General features: G+C 56.6%; 19 protein-coding genes and 3 tRNA genes. 12 read left to right on the top strand and 10 right to left on the bottom strand.

Annotated elements, in window-relative coordinates:
* Positions 1-93: 93 nt before the first annotated feature.
* The 8 genes from K5E40_RS03605 to K5E40_RS03570 form a co-directional block, all read right to left on the bottom strand.
* Positions 94-180, bottom strand: a tRNA-Leu gene (locus tag K5E40_RS03605).
* Positions 181-344: 164 nt separating this feature from the next.
* A tRNA-Cys gene (locus K5E40_RS03600) sits at positions 345-418 on the bottom strand.
* Between the two features lie 45 nt (positions 419-463).
* A tRNA-Gly gene (locus K5E40_RS03595) sits at positions 464-539 on the bottom strand.
* 60 nt (positions 540-599) lie between these two features.
* Positions 600-1,160: a CDP-diacylglycerol--glycerol-3-phosphate 3-phosphatidyltransferase gene (gene pgsA, locus K5E40_RS03590; RefSeq protein WP_221729659.1), complete on the bottom strand. Its 561-nt coding sequence runs from the start codon at positions 1,158-1,160 to the stop codon at positions 600-602.
* A 32-nt stretch (positions 1,161-1,192) separates the two neighbouring features.
* Entirely contained in the window at positions 1,193-3,016 is a 1,824-nt protein-coding gene (gene uvrC / locus K5E40_RS03585) for an excinuclease ABC subunit UvrC (RefSeq protein ID WP_221729658.1), read from the bottom strand.
* Positions 3,017-3,018: 2 nt separating this feature from the next.
* On the bottom strand, positions 3,019-3,660 hold the full coding sequence (gene uvrY / locus K5E40_RS03580; protein WP_016984198.1) for a UvrY/SirA/GacA family response regulator transcription factor: 642 nt from the start codon (positions 3,658-3,660) through the stop codon (positions 3,019-3,021).
* A 127-nt stretch (positions 3,661-3,787) separates the two neighbouring features.
* Positions 3,788-4,231, bottom strand: coding sequence for an N-acetyltransferase (locus K5E40_RS03575; RefSeq protein WP_221729657.1), 444 nt, complete (start codon positions 4,229-4,231; stop codon positions 3,788-3,790).
* Positions 4,228-4,989 (bottom strand): carbon-nitrogen hydrolase family protein, encoded by a 762-nt coding sequence (locus K5E40_RS03570; protein ID WP_221729656.1) that lies wholly within the window; start codon positions 4,987-4,989, stop codon positions 4,228-4,230. Before K5E40_RS03570 ends, K5E40_RS03575 begins: the two co-directional genes overlap by 4 nt.
* Positions 4,990-5,149: 160 nt before the next feature.
* Here K5E40_RS03570 and K5E40_RS34880 point away from each other — a divergent pair, with 160 nt between their 5' ends.
* Positions 5,150-5,278 carry a hypothetical protein gene (locus K5E40_RS34880; protein WP_260455502.1) on the top strand — a complete coding sequence of 43 codons (129 nt, stop codon included), beginning with the start codon at positions 5,150-5,152 and terminating at the stop codon, positions 5,276-5,278.
* Between the two features lie 334 nt (positions 5,279-5,612).
* The gene (locus K5E40_RS03565; RefSeq protein ID WP_221729655.1) at positions 5,613-6,686 is read left to right on the top strand and encodes a 3-deoxy-7-phosphoheptulonate synthase; all 1,074 of its coding nucleotides are present in this window, start codon (positions 5,613-5,615) and stop codon (positions 6,684-6,686) included.
* Between the two features lie 53 nt (positions 6,687-6,739).
* Here K5E40_RS03565 and K5E40_RS03560 read toward each other — a convergent pair whose 3' ends face one another.
* Complete coding sequence (locus K5E40_RS03560; protein WP_221729654.1) at positions 6,740-7,819, bottom strand: hypothetical protein; 1,080 nt, start codon at positions 7,817-7,819, stop codon at positions 6,740-6,742.
* Between the two features lie 334 nt (positions 7,820-8,153).
* Between K5E40_RS03560 and K5E40_RS03555 the strand changes: the two genes are divergently transcribed.
* The 10 genes from K5E40_RS03555 to K5E40_RS03510 all read left to right on the top strand — a co-directional run bounded on the left by K5E40_RS03555 (position 8,154) and on the right by K5E40_RS03510 (position 21,090).
* Entirely contained in the window at positions 8,154-9,023 is an 870-nt protein-coding gene (locus K5E40_RS03555; RefSeq protein ID WP_221729653.1) for a triacylglycerol lipase, read from the top strand.
* 96 nt (positions 9,024-9,119) lie between these two features.
* On the top strand, positions 9,120-9,401 hold the full coding sequence (locus K5E40_RS03550; RefSeq protein ID WP_221729652.1) for a peptidylprolyl isomerase: 282 nt from the start codon (positions 9,120-9,122) through the stop codon (positions 9,399-9,401).
* Positions 9,402-9,534: 133 nt separating this feature from the next.
* Positions 9,535-11,403: an extracellular solute-binding protein gene (locus K5E40_RS03545; RefSeq protein ID WP_221729651.1), complete on the top strand. Its 1,869-nt coding sequence runs from the start codon at positions 9,535-9,537 to the stop codon at positions 11,401-11,403.
* Positions 11,403-12,461, top strand: coding sequence for a microcin C ABC transporter permease YejB (locus tag K5E40_RS03540; RefSeq protein ID WP_221729650.1), 1,059 nt, complete (start codon positions 11,403-11,405; stop codon positions 12,459-12,461). The genes K5E40_RS03545 and K5E40_RS03540 overlap by 1 nt, the downstream gene beginning before the upstream one ends.
* Positions 12,461-13,483 (top strand): ABC transporter permease, encoded by a 1,023-nt coding sequence (locus K5E40_RS03535; RefSeq protein WP_221729649.1) that lies wholly within the window; start codon positions 12,461-12,463, stop codon positions 13,481-13,483. The genes K5E40_RS03540 and K5E40_RS03535 overlap by 1 nt, the downstream gene beginning before the upstream one ends.
* Before the next feature lie 9 nt (positions 13,484-13,492).
* Positions 13,493-15,067, top strand: coding sequence for an ABC transporter ATP-binding protein (locus K5E40_RS03530; protein WP_221729648.1), 1,575 nt, complete (start codon positions 13,493-13,495; stop codon positions 15,065-15,067).
* 169 nt (positions 15,068-15,236) lie between these two features.
* Positions 15,237-16,643: a sigma-54-dependent Fis family transcriptional regulator gene (locus tag K5E40_RS03525; protein ID WP_221729647.1), complete on the top strand. Its 1,407-nt coding sequence runs from the start codon at positions 15,237-15,239 to the stop codon at positions 16,641-16,643.
* Between the two features lie 285 nt (positions 16,644-16,928).
* Positions 16,929-18,320, top strand: a complete 1,392-nt coding sequence (locus tag K5E40_RS03520) for a GntP family permease (RefSeq protein WP_221729646.1) — start codon at positions 16,929-16,931, stop codon at positions 18,318-18,320.
* A 7-nt stretch (positions 18,321-18,327) separates the two neighbouring features.
* Positions 18,328-19,101 (top strand): 3-hydroxybutyrate dehydrogenase, encoded by a 774-nt coding sequence (gene hbdH / locus K5E40_RS03515; protein WP_221729645.1) that lies wholly within the window; start codon positions 18,328-18,330, stop codon positions 19,099-19,101.
* 33 nt (positions 19,102-19,134) lie between these two features.
* Positions 19,135-21,090, top strand: a complete 1,956-nt coding sequence (locus tag K5E40_RS03510; RefSeq protein ID WP_221729644.1) for an acetoacetate--CoA ligase — start codon at positions 19,135-19,137, stop codon at positions 21,088-21,090.
* Between the two features lie 60 nt (positions 21,091-21,150).
* On the opposite strand, the gene K5E40_RS03505 is transcribed toward K5E40_RS03510, so the two are convergent.
* The gene (locus tag K5E40_RS03505) at positions 21,151-24,840 is read right to left on the bottom strand and encodes a hypothetical protein (protein ID WP_221729643.1); all 3,690 of its coding nucleotides are present in this window, start codon (positions 24,838-24,840) and stop codon (positions 21,151-21,153) included.
* Between the last annotated feature and the right edge of the window lie 108 nt (positions 24,841-24,948).

The following is a 24,948-nucleotide window of genomic DNA, read 5'->3' as shown; positions in this document are numbered from 1 at the left end:
AAAGAATACGAATGCTGGCGTAATGCTTAATCAGGCCAGAACGGCGGTCAGATTGGTTTTCCGGCCTTCGCCGAATACCGGCGGAAAAGAAGATGGTGCCCGAAGCCGGAATCGAACCGGCACGCCCTTACGAGCGGGGGATTTTAAGTCCCATGCGTCTACCAGTTTCGCCATTCGGGCGGTAGCGCGGTGTAGCTCATCTCTGCTCGTACAGCAGAGGGGGAAATATATACATCACCCCCCGGTGAAGCAAGTTCGCAAACGCGAAATTCAAGACTAAATTTTGCCGCGGAGTGCAAATAAAAAAGCTCCGTAAATCATGGATCTACGGAGCTTGTTTATAGTGGAGGCCGAGGTCGGAATCGAACCGGCGTAGGTGGATTTGCAATCCACTGCATAACCATTTTGCTACTCGGCCTCAAAGTATTTGCTGTGAGTAGCACAACAACAAACACGTACAAATTGGAGCGGGAAACGAGACTCGAACTCGCGACCCCGACCTTGGCAAGGTCGTGCTCTACCAACTGAGCTATTCCCGCTTGGTGATGCGCATTCTATAGAATTAAGAAGCTTCGTCAACCCCTTGATTCAAAAAAGTTTTATTTCTTTTCAACATCCGTCTTCAGGTGTGGCCAGGCGGCACGAAGGTATTGAATCATCGACCACAGCGTCAAGCCTGCGGACACCAACAGCAAGACGTAACCCAGAATGACCCAGAAGCTGAAGTCCTTGGGATTGGCCAGCAGGATTACCAGCGCCAGCATTTGCGCGGCGGTTTTCCATTTGCCCAGGTTCGAAACTGCGACATGAGCGCGAGCACCGAGTTCGGCCATCCACTCACGCAGAGCAGAAACGACAATCTCGCGACCGATGATCACGGCGGCCGGCAGCGTAAGCCACAGATTGCCATGTTCTTGCACCAACAGCACCAGAGCCACTGCCACCATTAGCTTGTCCGCAACCGGATCCAGGAACGCTCCGAACGGAGTGCTTTGTTCCAAGCGGCGGGCCAGGTAACCATCCAGCCAGTCCGTCGCTGCCGCGAAGGCAAACACCGAGGCGGAGGCCATGTAACTCCATTCGTAAGGCAGATAAAACAGCAAAATAAAGATCGGGATAAGCAGGACGCGTAAAACGGTAATCAGATTAGGGATATTCATCGGCACAACTGGCTACGAGGTGAAGGGGCATTCTACTCGCTATGCAGGTTTGCATAAATCGACTCTGCGAGCTTTTTACTGATCCCCGGGGCTTTGGCGATCTCTTCGATGCTTGCACGAGACAGCTCCTGCAATCCACCAAAATGTTTCAATAAGTCGCGACGCCGGGTCGGCCCTACTCCGGCAACACCTTCCAGCGTTGATGTGCGGCGGGTTTTGCCGCGGCGAGCTCGGTGTCCGGTAATTGCGAAACGGTGGGCCTCATCGCGGATTTGCTGAATCAGGTGCAGCGCCGGCGAGTCGCCGCGTAGAGTGAACTCGTGCGCTGCATCATTCAGATACAACGTTTCGAAACCAGCCTTGCGAGTTGCGCCTTTGGCAACACCAAGCAAAATCAGGTCCGGCACGGCCAACTCATTGAGGACGTCACGGGCCATCGATAACTGGCCTTTACCACCGTCGACCAACAAGATGTCCGGCAGCCTGCCCTCGCCGTCCTTGAGTTTGCTGAAGCGTCGCGTCAAGGCCTGGTGCATGGCGGCATAGTCGTCACCCGCCGTGACGCCTTCAATGTTGTAGCGGCGGTAATCCGATTTGATCGCGCCTTCCGGGCCAAAGACCACACAGGAGGCGACCGTTGCCTCACCGCTGGAATGACTGATGTCGTAGCACTCCAGGCGCTGCGGAGGCTCATCGAGGTTCAACACTTGCGCCAGCGCTTCAAAACGCGCTGCCGTATGTTGACGATTGGCCAGACGCGCGCCCAACGCCTGCTCTGCGTTGGTAACGGCCAGTTGCTGCCAGCGCGCTCGGGTACCACGCACCCTATGGCTGATGGCCAATTCGCGGCCACGCAATCCATGAATCGCCTCGATCAGCGTCGGAAAGTCGTCGTGCACCACGTTCACAATCAGTTCGCTCGGCAAATCGCGCTCCGGGCTACTGATGAAGTATTGCCCGAGAAACGCTGCCATCACTTCAGAAACGTCTTCTTCGATCCCCACTTGCGGGAAGAAATTCTTGCTGCCTAACACGCGTCCGCCACGGACACTGATCAAATGCACGCAAGCGCCGCCCGGGTTGACGAAGGCGGCGATGACATCGATATCCCCTGTACCGCCTTCCATGCTCTGCTGATCCTGAACCCGGCGCAGCAAAGCGATCTGATCACGCAACTCGGCAGCACGCTCGAATTCGAGATTGATCGCGGCCTCCTCCATCGCCGCAGACAGCTCATTGGTCAGCGCATGACTACGCCCTTCAAGAAACATCACCGAGTGACGCACGTCTTGGGCATAGACATCAGGCTCAACCAGCCCGACACACGGCGCCTTGCAGCGCTTGATCTGATATTGCAGACACGGCCGGGTGCGGTTCTTGTAGTAACTGTCTTCACATTGACGAACAAAAAACGTCTTTTGCAGCAAGCTCAGACTTTCGCGTATCGCACCAGCACTCGGATAAGGACCGAAATACTTGCCCTTGGCCTTTTTTGCCCCGCGATGGATGCTCAGACGCGGGAACTGTCCGTCAGACAGAAAGACATAAGGATAGGATTTGTCGTCGCGCAACAGGATGTTGTACGGCGGCCGCCACTCCTTGATCAGGGTCTGCTCAAGCAACAGCGCTTCAGTTTCGTTGGCGGTGATGGTCGTTTCGACCTGAGCAATACGCCCGACCAGCGCAGCCGTTTTTGGCGCCAGACCCGTTTTGCGAAAGTAGCTCGCCAGACGTTTCTTGAGGTTCTTGGCCTTGCCTACGTAGAGCAGACGCGCATCGCTGTCGAACATGCGATAGACGCCGGGGCGCCCACTGACGGTCGACAGAAAGGCGCCGGAATCGAATGTTTCAGTCATGGTCAGAGGCTGGCATCGACCATGCCGTGACGAACCGCCAACAGCGTCAACTCGACATCGCTGCTGATCGAAAGCTTCTCGAAAATGCGATAGCGATAGGTGTTCACGGTTTTCGGCGACAGACACAATTTGTCGGAAATGATCTGTACTTTCTGACAGCCGACAATCATCAACGCAATCTGAATCTCGCGTTCGGACAAGGCGTCGAAAGGCGAATCATTGGACGGCTGAAAGGATTTGATCGCCAATTGCTGTGCAATTTGCGGGCTGATATAGCGCTGGCCGGCAAAAACCAGGCGAATGGCCTGCACCATTTCCGGCAGCCCCGCGCCCTTGGTCAGATAACCCGCAGCGCCAGCCTGCAACAATCGTGTAGGAAAAGGATCCTCTTCACACACCGTAACCGCGACCACCTTGATGTCAGGATGACTGCGCAGCAGTTTGCGCGTGGCTTCCAGGCCGCCGATGCCAGGCATCTTGACGTCCATCAGAACCACATCGGGCTTCAACTCTCGGGCCTTGATCAGGGATTCTTCCCCGGACTCGGCTTGGCCAACCACCTGCAGGCCATCAATATCGGCCAGCATTCGTGTAATGCCTGTACGAACGAGATCATGGTCATCGACCACTAGCACCCTAATCAAGCAGACACCTCGCGATATGGTCTTATTGGGATGCCCGACACCTTAGCAAAAAGTGCCCGACAGACCTAGCGGCAAGCATCATTAAAAAAGTTTCAATTCATCATAGAAGGCTTGCCGGCCGTGGGTTTCAGAGCACAGGTGTACTGATATCCAACTGCATGCGCAGAAAACACTCGTCTTCGCCTTGTACTCGCAGCCCTTTTCTCTGATACAAATTTTTCGCTGGATTATTTTCAAACACGGTCAGGCGCAAAGCCGGAAGCTTTTCTTTACGGGCCATGCCAATAACCTGATCAATTGCCCAAGAACCCACGCCCTTCCCCTGAAAGGCTTCAGCAATTTGCAATTCGCGAATATACAGGGCCCGCGCATCCCGGCTGAGGCTGAAAAATCCTGCAGGTGTATCAGCCACCAATATCAGCCAGTTCTCGCGCCCCGACCAGGCCACGTCAAACGCTTCGTCCTGCCACAACAGGTCATGGTGAATGTAATAGCGCAGCATGTTCTGACAAGTGAGATTTCGCGAAAACGCCAGGTTCTCTGAAGTCGCACACCTGAGCTGGAATGTCATTGAGCCTCCGAAATGGCAACGACCTGACCCCGCCACTCACCCGCATCGCGACAGGCTACCACCAGAAGATCACCCGCCCCCGGCGCCGAGACAATCAGCGAACCCTCCTCAGACCAGATCGCGCTGCACCCTGCCGACTGCCATCCGCCGGTGAGGCCACCGTGGTTAGCCATCAACACAGCCATCTTGTGCTGCCGGGCATAACCTTCAAGCAGCGCGGTGTCTGCTACATAACCTTTCTCACTGATCAAGACACCCGCAGCGTAAAGATCCGCGCCTCGATCAGCGGCCACTGCGGCATGACTGGCATGAGAGAAGTCAGCGCAGACCGCCAGCGCAACCGTATCGTTGCCGATGCTCAAGGCCGGCCCTCCCTGGCCGGTAGCAAAGACAATCTCCTCACCAGGGTGCAGATGTTGTTTGCTGTACACCTCAAGCGAGCCATCGGCACCGAGGACCAGCGCACCGATCAAGACCGCCGAACGCCCTTTCAGGCGTATCGGCATACCGACGACAGTCGTGACGCCGAGCTTTCGGGCCAAATACCGTAAAGGCTCGAGCACAGAGTCTTGCGGGTCAATGGCCAACGCAGCAGCCTTTTCCCCTTCATAGCCGGTCAGCGATAATTCAGGACACACCAGCAACTCGACGCCCTGCTCCGCCGCCGCCTCGATAAAACGCATGTGACGGGCAATGTTTGCGCCAAGATCCCCCTTAATCGACGTTATCTGGGCGGCAGCAATGGTGAGTATCGACATGATTCGTCATTCTTCCTTGATCATCAGGCAAAGCGCTGAGTGTGTCACAACCCTTGCAGCACTCAAGCAATAGGCGTTTTGTGGGTGATGCGATAGCATTTTCTGATTGATGTGGCGCATCGGCCTCTAGTAAGCTCGGCGCATTCATCGGAGACAAACCATGTTCAACGCCCTCTCACAGCTTCGTACCGCCAGCGCCCTGCGCTCGGTTGCGGCTGCCCAGGCGAAAGACGTTTGCGCTTCGGTCAGCTTTTATTTTGGGTATTGGTTTAGCCACTGGCGCGCCTGATACCCACCGGCGCCCATGAAAACGGGTCGCCTACCAGAGATTTCTCAACCCCCGGTCGGCCTCCCGACCGGGGGTTTTGTTTTTTCAGGCCCAAATTTTTTCAGCAACACACCAGACACCTTGAGGATTCACGAAATGAACTACGCCACTTATTACCGTTACGACAGCTTTAGCGCCTGGCGATTTACCAGCCTCCGATCGGGACAGCCTGCCGCCTCCGATCGGTCACCTACAGGTGGCAAACACGCACACATAGCCAATACGGCCAATTGTCGAACACCCCAGTAGGGCCGAGCGAGCGGGAAGAACCGCCGCCAGCCCAGGAAGAACACATATGAACTCGTCCGTTTCTGCTCTGCCACTGTCCCTCGATTCTGCCAACGAAGCACTGACCCTGCGTCTGCCCAGTTCGTTGCAACTCAAACAGCAATTGCCCCTGAGCAATGCCTTGAGCCGACAGGTCGCCGCCCACCGCCAAGCGGTTCGCGCGATCCTCAATGGCGAAGACCAGCGTCTGTTGGTAATCGTCGGCCCCTGCTCCATCCACGACCCTGAGTCCGCCCTTGAATATGCAGGCAAACTCGCCCGTCTGGCTGAAAACGTCAGCGACGAAATGCTGCTGGTGATGCGTGCCTACGTCGAAAAACCGCGTACTACGGTCGGCTGGAAAGGCTTGGCTTACGACCCGAACCTGGATGGCAGTGACGACATGGCCGGCGGCCTGACGATGTCCCGCGGACTGATGCTGGAAATGATCCGCCTCGGGTTGCCCGTGGCTACCGAACTGTTGCAGCCCATGGCGGCAGGATACTTCGACGATCTGCTCAGTTGGGTTGCTATTGGCGCGCGGACGACGGAATCACAAATTCATCGCGAGATGGCCAGCGGCTTGAGCATGCCGGTAGGCTTCAAGAATGGCACCGACGGTGGCGCGGCCGTTGCTGTGGATGCCATGCGTTCGGCAGCCCACCCACATCGACACTTCGGGGTCGACAGCCAAGGGCATCCGGCTATTATTCAGACGCCCGGCAACCCAGATACCCATTTGGTGTTACGCGGTGGCCATCAGGGGCCTAACTACGATCGCGATAGCGTGGCAAGCATTCACGCCGACCTGAAACGTTTGAAAATTCCGAGCCGGATCATGGTCGACTGCAGTCACGCCAACAGCGGCAAGGATCCGCTGCGTCAACCAGGCGTCTTCAACGAAGTGCTTGAACAACGCTTGCAGGGCGATAGCTCCCTGATCGGCATGATGCTGGAGTCTCATCTGTTCGAAGGCTGTCAGCCGCTGAATGCATCGTTGCGCTACGGCGTTTCGATCACCGATGGCTGCCTCGGTTTCAGCGCCACGGAACGATTGCTGCTCGATGCGGCTGAGCGTCTTGGCGCCGAAGCCAGAGGCTGATTGCAACCTTGCCCTCCGGCTCAATCAAAACCGGAGGGCTGGCCGCGTCGCAGTTATGTCTCTACGCGCACCTGTGTCGCCGCAGACTCATGACTGACATCGTCCAACCGCTCGACCGAATAGGCAACCCGTACGGTGGAGCCTAGATGCTCGCGCCAGAAACGATGCGGCACTATAAAAATCAACGGTTTGCCAGCGGTTTCCCGAGTGATTTCACGGTCATCCCGATGATTGAAAAAATCACCATCACACTTGAGGTAGACCAACTCACCCTCTTGTGTCCGGGCATTGCCGATCACCACGGTGACACCGTCAATTGAACTTTCCGTCGACAGCACCCCGTCATCAGCCTCAAGCACATCGGGCGCATCCAGTTCGCCATGCACGAACGGGGTGATGAGCACTCTTGCAGGCTCCGATTCGCGCACCGCTCCACTGATTTGCTCGACTCGATAGCGTACTGTCACCTCGCCACCGAGATGTGCTGCGATGTATTCAGGAGCAACCCAGAATGACAGGATGTCTGCGACAGCGAAGGCTTCGACCTTCAGTCGATCCTTGAGCGATAGCGTTGATGCGTCTCCAGACCATAGCAACGTCACCTGATCGCCTGCGGTCATCCGTGCGTAAGGCTGGAGACTGATGAGCGCGCCTTCCATCGCGAGCGCCGGATCCAGCGCTCCGCCAACAGCGCCTGCGATATAGGGAGCCAGCAACTGCGGTCGCGCATCCCCCACAGTCAACTGCAAACGGGCAGACGATGCAGGTTCAGACAGGCCTGCGCTGACAAGTGTCCAGTAGACCTCTAGCGAACCGCCATCCAGTGCTGCGATGTGCATACCTTTGACGACGAAAATGACGTCTTTGCCTACCTGGGCTTCGCTGACAAAGCGGACCATTTCGTGTTGATAAGCAAAGCCCTCGATATCCAGACCGTCCCAGTTCAACAGCAACTGATCCCCACTCGCCATATTTGCATAGGGCGCGATACGTATGACGACTTCGCTTAGCGAAGGATCGAGCACGGCCCCCTCCAGAGAATCGAGCATTGCTGCAGGCAACAGTTCATTAGTCGTACCGGGACTGGCGTGGTGACGCATCCGGTAGCAAAACTCGATTTCATGAGTGTTCATTCGTAGCTCCATTCCTTGGACATAACGCTGCCTTCATTGACGGCGTCGACAGCCAACATTGAACCCGATTGCTCATCCCGTCGCTATCAGCCCAATACGTCGCAGCCATAGAGCAAAAGCCGCAACTGCGGTAGGCAAGTAACGCAAAATCAATTTCTGCCAGGCGGAAGACGGCCAGAACTTCCGATTTGGATTTCATAAACATCCGAAACTTCGTACGCCCTCTAGTCCAGATTCAACGGCCTAGTGAAGCCTCTTCGTACTTCTTCAACGAGTTGTGTGTTTTAGAGTGGCCCACAGATTTCCCGATGAACTTCTGAGAAAAGGTAAGAACATGCAACGGAATGCTACAACTCGTTATCCCATCCTGTTGGTGCACGGCCTGTTCGGGTTCGAACGTATCGGCCATTTCGAGCTGTTTCATGACGTCAAGGACGCTCTGAAAACGGCTAACAACCGAGTGTTCGTTCCGCACCTCTCCGCCACCCACAACAACGAAGTGAGGGGTGAGCAACTGCTTACCCAGATTGATCGTGTCCGGCGAGGCACAGGCGCCAGCAAAGTCAACCTCATAGGGCATAGCCAGGGAGCATTGGCTGCTCGATACGCTGCGGCGCTCGCGCCACACGCGGTAGCCTCGGTGACGTCGGTCAGCGGCCCGAACCACGGATCGGAACTGGCTGATTTCCTGCGCAAGGCACTGGTTCCAGGCCGGCTACCGGAAGCCGTTGCACAGAACGTGGCAACACTGTTTGCCGACTTTATTTCGTTGCTCAGCGGTAATGTCACGCTGCCGCAGAGCGCATTGGCGGCGCTCAGTGCACTCACAACCGAGGGCGTGGGCGATTTCAATGACAAGTTTCCGCAGGGACTGCCCACCACTTGGGGCGGGCACGGCCCGGCCCAAGTCAATGGTGTGCATTATTACTCTTGGAGCGGTGTCCTGCCTGTAGCCGGCTTGCCAACTCTCGACCCGGTTCAAGGCGTTTGCCGAGCGCTGTCGCAATATTTCATGACTGAAGGAGAACACAATGACGGCTTCGTCGGACGTTTCAGCTCTCACCTGGGTCAGGTGATCCGTTCCGACTATCCCCTGGATCACTTGGGCACCCTGCGCCGCCCTGCTGGCAGCATCACCGTGCCGCTAGACCCGATTGAGCTTTACGTTGAACATGCCTCGCGCCTGCGAGCGGCGAATCTGTAATCAAAACGCCGACAACCGAACGGAACTTTGCCGAGAATTCGCTCACTGAATCCGGTAGGCTCCACACTTTACTGAAATTGATTGGAGAGTTTTCTCATGGCTAAAGCCACTGCCCGCCACATCCTGGTTTCCGATGAAGCCAAGTGCAACGAACTCAAGACCCAGATCGAAGGCGGCGCTGATTTCGCCGAAGTCGCCAAAGCCAACTCCACCTGCCCGTCCAGCCGTCAGGGCGGCGATCTGGGCTCGTTCAGTCCTGGCCAGATGGTCAAGGAATTCGACACCGTGGTATTCAGCGCGCCGATCAACACTGTGCAAGGCCCAGTGAAAACCCAGTTCGGTTATCACCTGCTGGAAGTCACCAGCCGTCAGGACTGATCCGTCGCCTGATTGTTGTTCAACGGCCCGCCTCTTGGCGGGCCGTTGTGTTTCAGTTACACATACGGCTGGCGACTGATGCGCCTCTCGCGTACAACTTGCGCTTATCGATTACCCGGTTCCAAGGCTGACAATGCGACTGGTTTTCCCCACTTTGATGCTCACCGCCCTCGCCCTGCTGTCCGGCGCCGTGGGTGTGAACGCTACACCGCAACATGCGCTTACCGTGTATGGCGAGCCCGCCAAATATCCTGCCGATTTCAGTCATTTCGACTACACCAACCCACTGGCCCCCAAAGGTGGAACGATGCGCCGCTCGGCGATCGAGATCGGCCATTTCGACCATATCCTTCCTTATATAGACAAAGGCATCGGCGTCACCCAGATTGACGGCCTTCTGTATTCGCCGCTGGCCCAGCGTTCGATGGATGAGCCGTACACCGTCTACGGTCTGGTCGCGCAAAAGATCGAGCGCTCCGACGACGGCCTGTCGCTGCGCTTCTTCATCAATCCCAAGGCACGTTTCGCCGACGGCAAACCGATCACTGCCCAAGACGTGCGCTACACCTACGATCTATTGATGACTCAGGGCAGCCTGCGCTACCGCACGCAGTTCGCCGACGTCAAAGGCGTCGACGTGGAAGCTCCGCTGACGGTACGTTTCGATTTCAAAAACAACGAAAACCGCACCCTGCCGCTGGACATCGCGACCCTGCCGGTCTTTCCCGAGCATTGGTGGAAGAGTCGTGACTTCGCCGGCGGTGGCGGATATGAACCGCCGTTGGGCAGCGGCCCTTACAGGGTCGGTAAAGTCGACTCAGGGCGCAGCATCACGTTCGAGCGCAATCCCGACTGGTGGGGCAAAGATCTGCCGGTTAGTCGCGGCCTCTACAATTTCGACCACTTCAGCATCGAGTACTTCGGCGACACCGACGTCGCCCGCCAGGTACTGCGCGGTGGCGCCTATGACTACAACCGTGAGTTCTCCGCCACCGGCTACTCGATCGGCTATGACAGCCCTGCCCTGCGCGACGGGCGCCTGCAAAAGGCCCATTTGGCCACCGAGGCACCGCAATCTGCTCAGGGTTTTGTGTTCAACCTGCAAAAACCGATGTTCCAGGATCGTCGCGTGCGTCAGGCGCTGGCCATGCTCTGGGATTTCGAGTGGAGCAACCGGCAGATGATGCGCAACCTCTACATCCGCCAGCAGAGCTATTTTTCCAACACTGTCCTGGCGGCCCGACAGTTGCCAGATGCGGCTGAGTTGAAGATTCTTGAACCGCTACGCGCACAGGTTCCCGACGAGGTTTTTAACAAGGTCTTCGAAGCGCCGAAAACCGATGGCAGCGGAATAATCCGTGATAAACAGTTGCAAGCTCTCGAATTGCTGGAGCAGGCCGGCTGGAGGCCAGATGGCGATCAACTGGTGAATGCCAAGGGCGAGCCGCTCAGCTTCACTTTTCTGGTCAGCCAGAACGGCATGGATCGCCTGCTGCTGCCGTATAAACGCACGCTCAAACAGATCGGCATCGACCTCAACATCCGTCGCATCGACTCTTCGCAATACGTCAACCGCTTGATGAGCCGCGACTACGACATGATCGTCACCGGTTATCCCGTCAGCACGTCTCCTGGTGGCGAGTTGCTCAACTACTTCGGCTCAGCATCGGCCAACGATCCGGGGGCCAACAACTACATGGTGTTGAAGAACCCGGCGGTCGACACGCTGATCAACGGTCTGATTCGCGCCACGACCCAATCCGACATGCTGCACTACGCCCACGCGCTGGACCGGGTGCTGCAATGGAACTACTACTGGATTCCCAACTACTACCCGCCGGGAACGTCGACAGTCTGGTGGAATCGTTTCGGCATTCCATCGGTTCAGGCCAGCAATGACGAAGCCATCGAGAGCTGGTGGGAAATCAGCAGGACACCGTTGACCAATCAACAGATGACCGCTGAAAAAATCACACGCGCCAGACCCGGAGGGCCGCACTGATGTGGGGTTACATACTGCGGCGCCTGCTGCTGATCATTCCGACGCTGGTGATCATCCTGCTGGTCAACTTCGTGATCATTCAAGCCGCGCCCGGCGGCCCGGTCGAACAGGCCATTGCCCATCTGCAAGGCATCGGTGGCGGCAACGTCGGTGGCGGCGCAAGCGAAACCATGAGCACTTCACGCGCCAGCCGAGGCCTCGATCCGCAACTGATCAAGGACATTGAAAAACAGTACGGCTTCGACAAACCGGCCCCTGAGCGTCTGTGGCTGATGCTCAAGAACTACGCGCAACTGGATTTCGGCAAAAGCTTCTTCCGTGGTGCCACGGTCACCGACCTGATTCTGGAAAAAATGCCGGTCACCATTTCCCTCGGGCTATGGGCGACGCTGATCACCTATCTGATTTCGATCCCGCTGGGCATTCGCAAAGCGGTGCACCACGGCAGTCATTTCGATATCTGGAGCAGCACGGCGATCATCATCGGCTATGCAATGCCCGCGTTCCTGTTTGCGATGTTCCTGATCGTGCTGTTTGCCGGTGGCACCTCGCTGAACTGGTTCCCGGTGCGCGGGTTGGTGTCGGACAACTTTGAATCGCTGTCGACACTGGGCAAAATCACCGACTATTTCTGGCATCTGGTGTTGCCGGTGACCTCGCTGGTGATTGGTGGATTCGCAACATTGACGATCCTGACCAAGAACTCGTTCCTCAATGAAATAACGCGTCAATACGTGGTCACCGCCCGGGCCAAAGGCCTGAGCGAGCGCCGGGTGCTCTACGGGCATGTGTTCCGTAACGCGATGCTGCTAGTGGTGTCGGGCATTCCCCAGGCCTTTATCAGCGTGTTCTTCGCCGGTTCCCTGCTGATCGAAGTGATCTTTTCTCTCGACGGCCTCGGCCGCATGAGCTACGAAGCGGCTGTCTCGCGGGATTATCCGGTGGTGTTCGGCTCGCTGTTCATCTTCACCCTGTTCGGCCTCTTGATAAAACTGATCGGTGATCTGTGCTACACGCTGGTGGATCCGCGCATCGATTTTTCGGCGAGGAACGCCTGATGTTCAACCTCTCCCCGCTGGGTCGTCGCCGTTTCGAGCGATTCAAGAAAAACCGTCGTGGCTGGTGGTCGTTATGGCTGTTTATCGGTCTGTTTATCTTGACCCTGGGCGGCGAACTGATCGCCAATGACAAGCCGCTGGTGGTCAGCTATCAGGGCCAATGGTATTTCCCGGTATTCAAGCGCCACACCGAACAGGCGTTCGGCGGGCAACTGCCGTTCCAGGCCGATTATCGCAGCGACTATGTACAGAACCTGATCCACAAGGACGGCGGCTGGTTGCTGTTTCCGCCGATCCCGTTCAGTGACGACACGCCTAACTATGACCTCGACAAACCCGCGCCAAGTCCGCCGACATCGGTCAACTGGCTGGGCACCGACGATCAGGCTCGAGATGTCTTGGCACGGGTGATTTTCGGCGCGAGGGTGTCGATCCTGTTTGCGCTGATGCTGACGTTTGTCAGCGCATTGATCGGTATTGCGGCTGGCGCATTGCAAGGCTACTACGGTGGTTGGGTCGATCTGCTGGGACAACGATTGCTCGAGGTTTGGTCCGGGCTGCCAGTGCTGTACCTGCTGATCATCCTCTCCGGTTTCGTCGAGCCGAATTTCTGGTGGCTACTGGGGATCATGGCGCTGTTTTCATGGCTGGCGCTGGTCGACGTGGTGCGTGCCGAGTTCCTGCGCGGACGCAATCTGGAATACGTCAAAGCTGCGCGCGCGTTGGGCTTGAGTGACCGCAAGGTGATTGTCCGGCACATTCTGCCCAACGCCATGAATGCCACGCTCAGCTATCTGCCATTCATTCTGACCGGGGCGATTTCCACGCTCACTGCACTGGATTTCCTCGGGTTCGGCATGCCCGCTGGCAGTGCTTCACTGGGCGAGCTGATCGGTCAAGGCAAACAGAATCTGCAAGCACCGTGGCTGGGCTTGACGGCGTTTTTCACCCTGGCGCTGATTCTTTCCCTACTGGTGTTCATCGGCGAAGCGTTACGCGACGCATTCGACCCACGATCCTGAAGCGTGACCATGACTGACAACCTGATTGAAATACGAAACCTCAACGTTGCCTTCCAGGGTCAGACCGTGGTGCGCGACCTGTGTCTGGACATCCGCCCCGGCGAGTGCCTGGCGCTGGTTGGCGAATCGGGCTCGGGCAAATCGGTAACCGCCCATTCGATTCTGCAATTGCTCCCCGATTCTGAGGCGCAAACCACCGGCAGCATTCGCTATCGCGCACAGGAACTGATCGGCGCTGATCCCAAGGTTCTGCGTGAACTGCGGGGCAACCGCATCGCCATGATTTTTCAAGAGCCGATGACCTCGCTCAACCCATTGCACACCATCGAAAAGCAGATTGGCGAAACCCTGCTGCTGCATCGCGGCCTCGGTGGTAAAGCGGCGCAAAAACGCATTCTCGAACTGCTCGGACTGGTGGGCATCCAGAAACCCAAAGAGCGGCTCAAGGCGTATCCGCATCAGTTGTCCGGTGGGCAGCGGCAGCGGGTCATGATCGCCATGGCCCTGGCGTGCGAACCGGAACTGTTGATTGCCGACGAGCCGACCACGGCCCTCGACGTCACCGTGCAGCGCAAGATCCTTGTGCTGCTCAAATCCCTGCAACAACGTTTGGGCATGTCGTTGTTGCTGATCAGCCACGACCTCAACCTGGTGCGCAGCATTGCTCAGCGCGTCTGCGTAATGAAGGCCGGTGAGATCGTCGAGCAGGCGCCGTGCGAAACCCTGTTCAACGAGCCCAAACATCCTTATAGCTGCATCCTGCTCAACGCCGAGCCCGAAGGTGAAGCACTGCCTAGGGATGAGCGCGAGAATGTGCTGGAAGTCAAAGATTTGCGGGTTGAGTTTGTCGTCGGTGGCGGGCTGTTTCAGCGCAAACAGTATCTGCGTGCGGTAGACGGTATCAGCCTGAACATCCAGCGCGGCAAGACGCTGGGGATCGTCGGCGAGTCCGGATCGGGCAAGTCGACGCTGGGTCAGGCCATCCTGCGTTTGCTCGACTCCGAAGGCAGCATCCGCTTCCAGGGCGAAGCACTCGACGGCCTCAATCAGAAGCAGCTACGACCCTGGCGCCGGCAGATGCAGGTGGTGTTTCAGGATCCGTTCGGCAGCCTCAGCCCGCGAATGTCGGTGGCACAGATCATCAGCGAAGGCCTGGAGGTGCATCGCGAATCCACCGCTGATGAATGCGACGAGCAAGTGATCCGCGTGCTCAAGGAGGTCGGTCTCGACCCGCAGAGCCGACATCGCTATCCCCACGAGTTTTCCGGCGGGCAACGCCAACGCATCGCCATCGCCCGCGCACTGGTGCTGAAACCGGCGCTGATCCTGCTGGATGAACCGACTTCGGCACTGGACCGTACGGTGCAGAAACAAGTGGTCGCCCTGCTCCGCGATCTTCAGGAAAAGTACGGGCTCACTTATCTGTTCATCAGCCACGACCTGGCGGTGGTCCGCGCCTTGGCCCACGACATGATCGTGATCAAGGACGGCAAAGTGGTCGAGCGCGGCGCCAGTCATGAGGTGTTTGACTCGCCGCAGCATCCGTACACCCAAGAGTTGTTGGCGGCGGCGCATTCGAGGTAGGCATAATCGCCGCACGCCTTGAAACCGTATCTAGAACATCGCTGGCAGGCCAGCGCCCACAGAGTCTTCTGTTGTAGACATAATTTGTGAACGCCCGTGAAACCTGTGGGAGCGGGTTTGCCCGCGAAAGGGCCGGTACTGGCAACACACAATCAGGATCAGTCTGCACATGAACACCACCGAAAGCCTCAAGGACTACCAACGGGTTCGCACCCTGGCGATCCGTTCGCTGTTCGAGATCATCGAGCAATCGAGCGAAGGCACGGTGATTGTTGATCGCGATGCCAACATTGTCTGGATGAACGAACGTTACGCCCGCCGTTTTGGCCTGGAGTCGGCCGAAGGGGCCATCGGCAAGCCCTGTGAAAGCGTGATTCCCGGCAGCCTCCTGCGGGAAGTGGTGCGCACCGGACGGCCGATTTTGCTCGACATGCAAGACACGCCAAAAGAACCGTTGGTGGTAATGCGTCTGCCGATTCACGACGACGCTGGCACAGTCATCGGCGCGATAGGCTTCGCCCTGTTCGATGAGTTGCGCACGCTGTCACCGATGCTCAAGCGCTACCTGAGCATGCAGGAAGAACTCGCCTCGACCCGATCACTGCTGCGCGCACGTCAGACCAAATACAACTTCGCCCATTTCATCGGCACCAGTGCTGCCAGCCTCGAAGTTAAACGCCGTGCGAGGCGCAGCGCCAGTGCTGACTCGCCCGTCTTGCTGCTCGGTGAAACCGGCACCGGCAAGGAGTTGCTGGCTCAGGCGATTCACAGCGCATCACCCCGTGCACACAAGGCCTTTGTCAGCATCAACAGCGCGGCGATTCCGGAGGCGCTGCTGGAAGCGGAGTTTTTCGGCACCGCCCCAGGCGCATTCACCGGAGCTGACCGTAAGGGCCGCACCGGCAAGCTGCAAATCGCTCAGGGTGGCACGTTGTTCCTCGACGAAATTGGCGACATGCCGCTGCCGCTGCAAAGCAAATTGCTGCGGGTGTTGCAGGAAAAGGAGTTCGAGCCGGTAGGCTCCAACGAAGTGATCCAAAGCGATGTGCGGGTGATCGCCGCGACCTCCACCGACCTGCAAGCAGCGATCAAGCGCGGCGAGTTTCGCGCTGACTTGTATTACCGCCTCAACGTGCTGCCGATCCAGGTGCCGCCGCTGCGTGAACGACTCGACGATTTGCCCGCGCTCAGCGAAGCCATTCTCGAAGAGCTGCGCAGTCAGCATGAACTGCACCGCGAAGCATTGGCATTACTGGGGCAGCATGCCTGGCCGGGCAATATTCGCGAGTTGCGCAATGTGCTGGAACGGGCGGCGTTGCTCAGTGATGACTTGATGCTGACGCAGAGTGACATTCGTGCGGCTATCGGCACGTTTACCCCGGTTGAACGTGCGACGACGCCGACGGTTGAAGCGCTGACCGAGGAAACATTCGCTCAGGCGCGAGAACGGTTTGACCGGCAGTTGATTCAATCTGCCCTGGCGCAATGCGCGGGCAACGTGCCGGAGGCGGCAGCGCGGTTGGGGCTTGGAAGATCGACGTTGTACAAGAAAATGCTGGCGCTGGGCATCACTTAGTCTCAATAGAGAGACTTAACTCTCTAACTAAAGACAAAATCAAAAGCATCGCTGACGAGCCAGCTCCCGCGGGGTTATCACAGTTTCTGTGCGAGCTGGTTTGCCAGCGAAGACACCGGCACACCCCATAAAAATCTCTAAACAGAGACAAAATACTGTTTTCATCGTCATGAAAACTCATTAAATCCATATAATTCAATACGTTACGAACCTGGCACAAAACTCGCTATAGCCTCTCCCACACCCGCTTCATCCACAAAAATAACAATTCTGGAGAGACACACCATGAGTGTGATCATTGCCTTGGCAGCCCTCGCGTTGCTGATGCTGGCGGCCTACCGTGGCTACAGCGTTATTCTCTTTGCCCCGATTGCCGCCCTCGGCGCAGTCCTTCTCACCGACCCTTCCGCCGTAGCCCCTGCGTTTACCGGGGTGTTCATGGAAAAAATGGTCGGTTTCATCAAGTTGTACTTCCCCGTTTTTTTGCTCGGCGCCGTGTTCGGCAAGTTGATCGAGTTGTCGGGGTTCTCGCGATCGATCGTCGCGGCGGCCATTCGCCTGTTAGGCACCCAGCAGGCCATGCTGGTGATCGTGCTGGTCTGCGCACTGCTTACCTACGGCGGCGTTTCGTTGTTCGTGGTGGTGTTTGCGGTTTATCCGTTTGCGGCGGAGATGTTCCGTCAGAGCAATATTCCCAAGCGCCTGATCCCGGCGACCATCGCCCTCGGTGCGTTCTCGTTCACCATGGACGCCCTGCCCGGCACGCCGCAAATCCAGAACATCATCCCCAGCACCTTTTTCAACACCACCGCATGGGCGGCGCCGTGGCTGGGTTTGGTCGGCACGATTTTCGTGTTCTGCGCTGGCATGCTGTTTCTGCAGCGCCAACGCAATAAGGCCCAGCGTGCCGGTGAAGGTTACGGCACCGCGTTGCGCAATGAGCCGGAAACGGCTGAAGACCTCAAGCTGCCCAACCCGTGGATTGCGCTGTCACCATTGCTGGCGGTGGGCATCATGAACTTGCTGTTCACTCAGTGGATTCCGCAGTGGTACGGCAAGACCCACAGCCTCGCGCTGCCAGGCATGGCTACACCAGTGACCACCGAAATTGCCAAACTGACGGCGATCTGGGCGGTACAAGCCGCGCTGCTGATCGGTATCTTGATGGTGCTGGTGTTCGGGTTTAAGGCGATTCGCAGCAAGTTGGCCGAAGGCAGCAAAAGCGCGGTCAGCGGCGCGTTACTCGCTGCGATGAACACCGCTTCCGAATATGGTTTTGGTGCAGTGATCGCTTCGCTGCCGGGCTTTCTGGTGCTGGCCGACTGGCTCAAGCAGATCCCCAATCCGCTGGTCAACGAAGCCATCACCGTCACCCTGCTGGCGGGTATCACCGGCTCCGCGTCGGGTGGCATGAGCATTGCGCTGGCGGCGATGTCCGAGCAGTTCATCAACGCCGCGCACGCAGCGAATATTCCACTGGAAGTGCTGCACCGCGTGGCCGCCATGGCCAGCGGCGGCATGGACACCCTGCCGCACAACGGTGCGGTGATCACGCTGTTGGCCGTGACGGGCCTGACGCACCGTGAAGCCTATAAAGACATTTTCTGTATTACGCTGATCAAGACCCTGGCGGTTTTCGTAGTGATCGGCACTTTCTACGCCACTGGCATTGTGTGAGGTATTCATGACGACTCTTTCGGGCAAGACCGCACTGGTGACCGGATCAACCAGCGGCATCGGTCTGGGCATCGCGCTGAGCCTGGCCAAGGCTGGCGCCAACCTGATCCTCAACGGTTTCGGTGATGCCTCCACAGTCATCGCCGAAGTCGGCCAATTCGGCGGTAAGGTCGGCCATCATCCGGCCGATGTCAGCGACCCGGCACAGATTGCCGACATGATCGTCTACGCCGAACGCGAATTCGGTGGCGTCGACATTCTGGTCAACAACGCCGGCATCCAGCATGTCGCTGCCGTGGAAGAATTCCCGGTCGAGCGCTGGGACTCGATCATTGCGATCAACCTGTCTTCGGTGTTTCACAGCACTCGCCTGAGCTTGCCGGGCATGCGTGCCAAAGATTGGGGGCGCATCATCAACATCGCGTCCGTACATGGCCAGGTCGGGTCGACCGGCAAGGCTGCCTATGTGGCGGCCAAGCACGGGGTGATCGGCCTGACCAAAGTGGTCGGCCTGGAAACCGCGACCAGTCATGTCACCTGCAACGCCATCTGCCCGGGCTGGGTGTTGACGCCGCTAGTGCAAAAGCAAATCGATGACCGCGCGGCCAAAGGCGTTGACCCACAGCAGGCGCAGCATGATTTGCTGGCCGAGAAGCAGCCATCGCTGGAGTTCGTCACGCCCCAGCATTTGGGTGAATTGGTGTTGTTCCTGTGCAGCGAGGCTGGCAGCCAGGTGCGCGGCGCGGCGTGGAATATTGATGGTGGGTGGTTGGCGCAATAAGCCGCGCTACCTTCAGAAAACAAGAGGCAAACAATGTCCGACATCCTCTGGCAACCCGACGCCAAACGTATCGCCGATTCGCGCATGGACGCGTTCCGCCGTTTCGCCAATCAGCGCCATTCACTGAAACTGGACGACTACCCCGCCCTGCACCAATGGAGCATCGATCAGCGCGAAGCGTTCTGGCAGGCCATCGTCGATTTTTTCGATATCCGGTTCCATACCCAGCCCGATGCCGTGCTGCGCGAAGGCGCGCAAATGCCCAGCGCCGAGTGGTTTCCGGGCGCCACCCTGAACTTCGCCGAACACCTGTTGCGTCGCCGCGATGATGCCGTGGCAATCGTCGCCGTGGCGGAAAACGGCCAACGTGAACAGTTGACCTGGGCCGAACTGGCCCAACACGTCGCCGGATTTCAAGCCAGCCTGCAAGCGGCGGGCGTCGGCCTCGGCGACCGAGTCGCCGCGTGTATGCCCAACACTTGGCAGACACTGATAGCGATGCTGGCCACCACCAGCCTCGGGGCGATCTGGTCGTGCTCTTCGCCAGACTTCGGCACCCACGGGGTGATCGACCGCTTCGGCCAGATTGAACCGAAAGTGCTGCTCACCTGCGCAGGCTATCGCTACGCCGGTAAAGAGATCGATCAAACAACGAAAATCAACGAAATCCTTGCGCAACTGCCGTCGCTGCAACATCTGGTCATCGTGCCGTACGCGCGTCCACGGGCTCGCGCTGAGGACTATCAGACGCACGCCGAAGTCACGCTCTGGGACGACTTTTACCTGCTCGGCGACGAGCCGCGTTTCGTCCCGGTGCCGTTCGCTCATCCGCTGTACGTGCTGTATTCGAGCGGCACCACCGGCGTGCCAAAGTGCATCGTGCACAGCACCGGCGGCGTGTTGCTGCAACACGTCAAGGAACACGGACTGCATGTCGATCTCGGCCCTGGAGATCGATTGTTCTACTACACCACCTGCGGCTGGATGATGTGGAACTCGCTGGTGTCGGCACTGGCGGTCGGCAGCGCCGTGGTGCTGTACGACGGCTCGCCGTTTCGTCCGGGCCCGGAACGTTTGCCGGACCTGCTCCAAGACGAACGTGTCAGCGTCTTCGGTACAAGCCCCAAGTTCCTCGCAACGTTGGAGAGCAGCGGCGTCAAACCTCGCGAAAGCCACGACCTGAGCAACCTGAAAACCCTGCTTTGCACCGGTTCGGCGCTGTCGCCACAGAGTTATGACTTCGTCTACCGCGACTTCAAAACCGACGTATGCCTGGCCTCGATGTCCGGCGGCACCGACATCGTTTCCTGTTTCGTCAATGGCAACCCACTGTCGCCAGTGCGTCGTGGCGAAATCATGGGCAAGAGCCTGGGCATGGCGGTTGAAGTCTGGAATGACGCCGGCAAAGCGCTGATCGGCGAGAAAGGCGAATTGGTTTGCACCCGGCACTTCCCGGCGATGCCGATCGGCCTTTGGAATGACGGGGACGGAAAAAAACTGCACCAATCGTATTTCAGCCTCTTCCCCGGTGTCTGGGCACAGGGCGATTACGCCGAACAATTGCCTCATGGCGCGATGATGATTCACGGTCGCTCAGATGCCGTACTCAATCCCGGCGGCGTGCGCATCGGTACTGCGGAGATTTATCGACAGGTCGAGAAAGTCGCCGAGGTGCTCGACAGCGTCACCATCGGTCAGCAGTGGCGGGATGACGTGCGGGTCGTGTTGTTTGTCAGCTTACGTGAAGGGATGGCACTGGATGAGGCGCTGCAGCAGCGCATTCGTCAGATGATCCGCGCCAACACCACACCAAGGCATGTACCGGCGAAGATCGTTGCGGTCACGGACATTCCACGCACCATCAGCGGCAAGATTGTGGAGCTGGCCGTGCGCGAGGTGGTACATGGGCGGCCGGTGAAAAACACCGATGCCCTGGCCAATCCCGAAGCGCTGGAGCAGTTTCGGGATCGGCCTGAGCTCAGTGTATAAAAAACCGTAGCTAACGGGCGAAAGCAAATGCCTCAGGCAAGCCTGCGGCATAGCTGCAGATCAATCGAAATTCAGGTTGATCAAGACCTCACCATCAATGGTTCGGCCGGCACTGCCTTTAACGGCCGCCTCCACGATATTCATGTTATTGGCGTATTTGTCGGGGTTCGTTTCCATCTGGCTAAGCAGTGCAGTCACAATCGCAAAAGAGTCCGCATTAACTAGAGCCTCGTCACGATTGTAATAGCCGCCAGTCCCATCCGGCTTCGGCAAACGACCTGCTGCCAGATTCAGTAACGGCGCTACGTCCAGAACGGGTAACTTGTTGCGCAATGTGGCCTTGGCGATCACGCGCTCACCCTTTCCTGCTCCTGCACGGAGCATTTCATGGATCAGATCATCGGCCACTTCTCCGTAGCTGAAACCCGCAGCATTAAACCGATCATTCAGATTCTGATTGCTGATGGTCAAGTACTGAACATTTTCCCGATCATTCAGGCCGGCTTTTTTCCACTCGTTGTACTGGCTCTGTTCGACTTGCATGATCTGATTGTCGACCTTGGCGCTATCCAGGACGAAATTACTGATCGACGTGCCGCCGAGATCCACTCGGATCGCAGCCAAAGCCACTGAAAAGCTATCGCGACCTCTATCCGTTGTGCCAAAAAACAGCCCGATCGTCAGGTCAGTCCGGGGCTTATGCGCCGGCGTTCCCAACACAGAAATGGCGGCTTGAACCTTTTCATGCGCCTTGGACAGGCCGTGCTGAATAATATGACTGGTGTAAGCCTCGGGCCGGACACTGGGTACTGCAAATGCACCTTTGAGTTCGAAGCCGTCCAGCTGTTTACCCCAAGGATTACCGCGGCTGCTGATGCCATACCACTGTTCATTTTTTTTCAAAGCGCAAACATTCGTTGCATCCACCGTGCTGCCACGCGGACGCCACTTGCCTTGCCCAACCTGAGGCAGACTGGCCAGTTGCAGGAAATCCACGGATTGACGTCGACCGGTTAACCGGTACAACTGGGATGTCGCCGAGTCCACCAATTTCAAGCATCCAGTACGTCCACTTTTCAGGAGTGCTTTTGTAGCCTTGAATCCTGCGGTGGGTATGCCATCGATTGGATTTAATGTCGAAATAGTCAACTGGAGGCCAAATTTTATGCCGCTCGCGAGCTTGGCTGCCAGCGAGGCACTCTTTGCTGCAATGCTCAATAGTTTTGCCGGAGCGCTTAAGACCGCAAAGAAAATTCCGATCGCGTCCATCGAACACGCATAAACCCCATCGACCACTTTATTTCGATCACCTGAAGCCAGGTCTTCAATGCATTTTTTGAAAGGCACAATCAAGTCGACAACATATTGCAGCACCTCATCAGTCGTTTTCGCAATTCGCTCTTTATCTGTGAGTTCAGTAAACGCTTCAACCAGTTCACTGACGCTTCCGACGGGGCGATGGGTGACAACGAATTTTGCAATATTCTCTATATGAGGACTCATGAAAAACTGATAAAGACTGTGCTTGTCTTCAGTAGCGGATGCAGGTGCTGCAAGGGTACCCAGTTTTTCTATGACCATCTTATCGCAAGCATTGGGGCGCGGACGTTTGCCCTGAGTGTAACTTTCAAGGTCAGTTGGAACATTATGAGTTTCAGGCAATGGAGACTGTGCATCATTGGGGCTTCTTTTCATCTCCAGCCATGCAGGCATCCCCATTTTCTTGGTTTCCAGGACTAGTTTACCGAGTGCATCGTTTCTTCGGCACTCGCCCAGCAGGCTGAATAATTCATAACAGAGCGTCTGATTGTTACCGTAAGAGGCAATCATGATCACTGCAAACCGGCCTCGCGCCTGATCTTTTTTACCCTGCAACTCTACTTGTTGCGCTCCCTTGTTAGCGACACCTATCAGGTTGAAATTACCTTTCTCCGGATAAATGGTTTCAACCACCGGTTCACGGACGGTAAAGAAAGTAATTTTGCTCTTCCCGAAAACATCTCGATCCTGGCGTGGCATGCCCGCCAATGCCAGCTTTATGTTGGATGCCATCGCTCGATGAATATTGCCATGATAGGCACGGACTTCAGCTTCAAAAACATCCTGATTGCGCACCAACCCGGTAAGTTGAGGATATTCACCAAGGATGTGCGGAGTCTTGTTCCAGTCCCACTCTCCGGAACTTAATAGACCTTCAATATGCAAATCGAGCATTGACACCCTCATCGCAGAGTAAGGGGCAGGTCGCAGTAGCGGCGTCTCAAGAAAGTCACAACCCGGCATTGCACTTTCCAGAGCGGCCAGCGCAAGTTTTTTCCGACTCGGTACCGGTGTAGAAAATGCCTTGGCACCATTAACCATCGTTGCTATATGCGCTTGATAAGCAGCCAGACTGGTTCTAACAGCATCAGCGGTGGATGATTTGAGATTGTCATAAGAAATAACTTCATTGATTAGGCCCCAGTCAATCACACCTTCTATCGCCGCCATGCCTTGAAGTTGATCCAGCGCGGTACTCACCGTAGCGAGTTCGGCGAACTGCATGACGTCTTCGTAATGAAGGAACCGTGAAGCCCCAGCCGCGATCAATTCAATCACGCTAACAGCCTGGAAAAAAGTGACCCAGGCGATCGAGCCCACCATCAGCCAAGAGGGAACGCTTTTCACCAGCAAGCCGGGCGCTGTGGACGACAACAACAAATGCGACGCCAAAGGAGCCAGATTGCGAGAGACCTTTTTGCTATTGACCAGATGTTGTTCAAATCCTTGACGGATATTCTCCAGAGGCTTATCAACAGCAACGTTCGAAGCATAAATGTTATAGCCAGCAATAACGTTTCGTTGTTCGACGGCTCCAACCTGCGGATCTAGCTGAAGAATGATCGCCGTAAACAAGACTTGCGCCAGATCATCGGCATCGAACACTTCTCCATTTCGCGCGCCCCACCAACCCAAAGCGTTCACGTACTTTTTGGCAAGTGCGTAGGAAAAATCATGGTGCACCAGTTCCGTAATAACGCCGTCAGCATTCTCCCAATCAACAGCATCGTATAAAACGGGTTTGACATTTTCATACAACGTTTCCAGAAGATTCTTGCCCCCGGGAACGAACGAAGCAGTCAATGCACGAATTTCCTGGCATTGAGAGGCGGTCAGTGCAACGGAGTTTCCGGTGTGCCCATTGATTTGCTCCCAATATTTGTCGATTCGATGGGAGGGACGGAACTCCCACTGTAAAAAGGTGAGAAGTTGAATAAACTGTTCGACGTTCGTCGGAACGTTCAACCCATGAAAGCGCAGCCATTGAGCATAACTGGCTTCATCAGCCTCCGTGCGGATGGCACCCCCCGTTTGTTCACTGGCCTCCCTGAGCTGCTCACGGTTGGCTCGTGCATGCATAAAATACTCGATTTGTCTCACTACATTGTCAGCGTCACCGTCACTCCCGGCATCCATCCAGACCTCAAAATCAGCACTTGTAATTTTCGCATTGGCGTCTTGATGAAAGATCTTTACCAGCTTACTTAGCTTCTCGCTGAGTGGCTTGTGCACATAATAAAAAGATGAACCCTCGTGCAGTGTCAAAGTAATGGCCTCCATATCAATCACAACGGCACTGTTACGCACCTTGTACAACTGATAAAGAACATTCGTTATTACCTTGCGCTCCACCTCATCACCAGCGATGCACAGTTGATTATCCTGCGCAGTCAGAACAGCACTTTTACTTAAAATATTTCTAACCTTCATCTTTTGTTCAAACTCAATAAGTTCAATGTTTAATTCAGCACTAACACCATCAAACAGAACAAAAGATTCCTCAACTTACGATTTATTAACTCAAGTTTCAAACCCTGG

Origin of the sequence: Pseudomonas baetica (assembly GCF_019733355.1) — a bacterium.
In the GTDB taxonomy this organism is placed as follows: Bacteria; Pseudomonadota; Gammaproteobacteria; order Pseudomonadales; family Pseudomonadaceae; genus Aquipseudomonas; species Aquipseudomonas baetica_A.
Note: the sequence above shows the minus strand (reverse complement) of the source record. Positions and strands in the feature narration are given on the sequence as shown.

Bases quoted from the DNA above. Each gene is read 5' to 3' on its own strand.
- pgsA (WP_221729659.1), bottom strand. From the start codon at position 1,160: ATGAATATCCCTAATCTGATTACCGTTTTACGCGTCCTGCTTATCCCG.
- uvrC (WP_221729658.1), bottom strand. From the start codon at position 3,016: ATGACTGAAACATTCGATTCCGGCGCCTTTCTGTCGACCGTCAGTGGG.
- K5E40_RS03575 (WP_221729657.1), bottom strand. From the start codon at position 4,231: ATGACATTCCAGCTCAGGTGTGCGACTTCAGAGAACCTGGCGTTTTCG.
- K5E40_RS03570 (WP_221729656.1), bottom strand. From the start codon at position 4,989: ATGTCGATACTCACCATTGCTGCCGCCCAGATAACGTCGATTAAGGGG.
- K5E40_RS34880 (WP_260455502.1), top strand. From the start codon at position 5,150: ATGTTCAACGCCCTCTCACAGCTTCGTACCGCCAGCGCCCTGCGCTCG.
- K5E40_RS03565 (WP_221729655.1), top strand. From the start codon at position 5,613: ATGAACTCGTCCGTTTCTGCTCTGCCACTGTCCCTCGATTCTGCCAAC.
- K5E40_RS03560 (WP_221729654.1), bottom strand. From the start codon at position 7,819: ATGAACACTCATGAAATCGAGTTTTGCTACCGGATGCGTCACCACGCC.
- K5E40_RS03555 (WP_221729653.1), top strand. From the start codon at position 8,154: ATGCAACGGAATGCTACAACTCGTTATCCCATCCTGTTGGTGCACGGC.
- K5E40_RS03550 (WP_221729652.1), top strand. From the start codon at position 9,120: ATGGCTAAAGCCACTGCCCGCCACATCCTGGTTTCCGATGAAGCCAAG.
- K5E40_RS03545 (WP_221729651.1), top strand. From the start codon at position 9,535: ATGCGACTGGTTTTCCCCACTTTGATGCTCACCGCCCTCGCCCTGCTG.
- K5E40_RS03540 (WP_221729650.1), top strand. From the start codon at position 11,403: ATGTGGGGTTACATACTGCGGCGCCTGCTGCTGATCATTCCGACGCTG.
- K5E40_RS03535 (WP_221729649.1), top strand. From the start codon at position 12,461: ATGTTCAACCTCTCCCCGCTGGGTCGTCGCCGTTTCGAGCGATTCAAG.
- K5E40_RS03530 (WP_221729648.1), top strand. From the start codon at position 13,493: ATGACTGACAACCTGATTGAAATACGAAACCTCAACGTTGCCTTCCAG.
- K5E40_RS03525 (WP_221729647.1), top strand. From the start codon at position 15,237: ATGAACACCACCGAAAGCCTCAAGGACTACCAACGGGTTCGCACCCTG.
- K5E40_RS03520 (WP_221729646.1), top strand. From the start codon at position 16,929: ATGAGTGTGATCATTGCCTTGGCAGCCCTCGCGTTGCTGATGCTGGCG.
- hbdH (WP_221729645.1), top strand. From the start codon at position 18,328: ATGACGACTCTTTCGGGCAAGACCGCACTGGTGACCGGATCAACCAGC.
- K5E40_RS03510 (WP_221729644.1), top strand. From the start codon at position 19,135: ATGTCCGACATCCTCTGGCAACCCGACGCCAAACGTATCGCCGATTCG.
- K5E40_RS03505 (WP_221729643.1), bottom strand. From the start codon at position 24,840: ATGAAGGTTAGAAATATTTTAAGTAAAAGTGCTGTTCTGACTGCGCAG.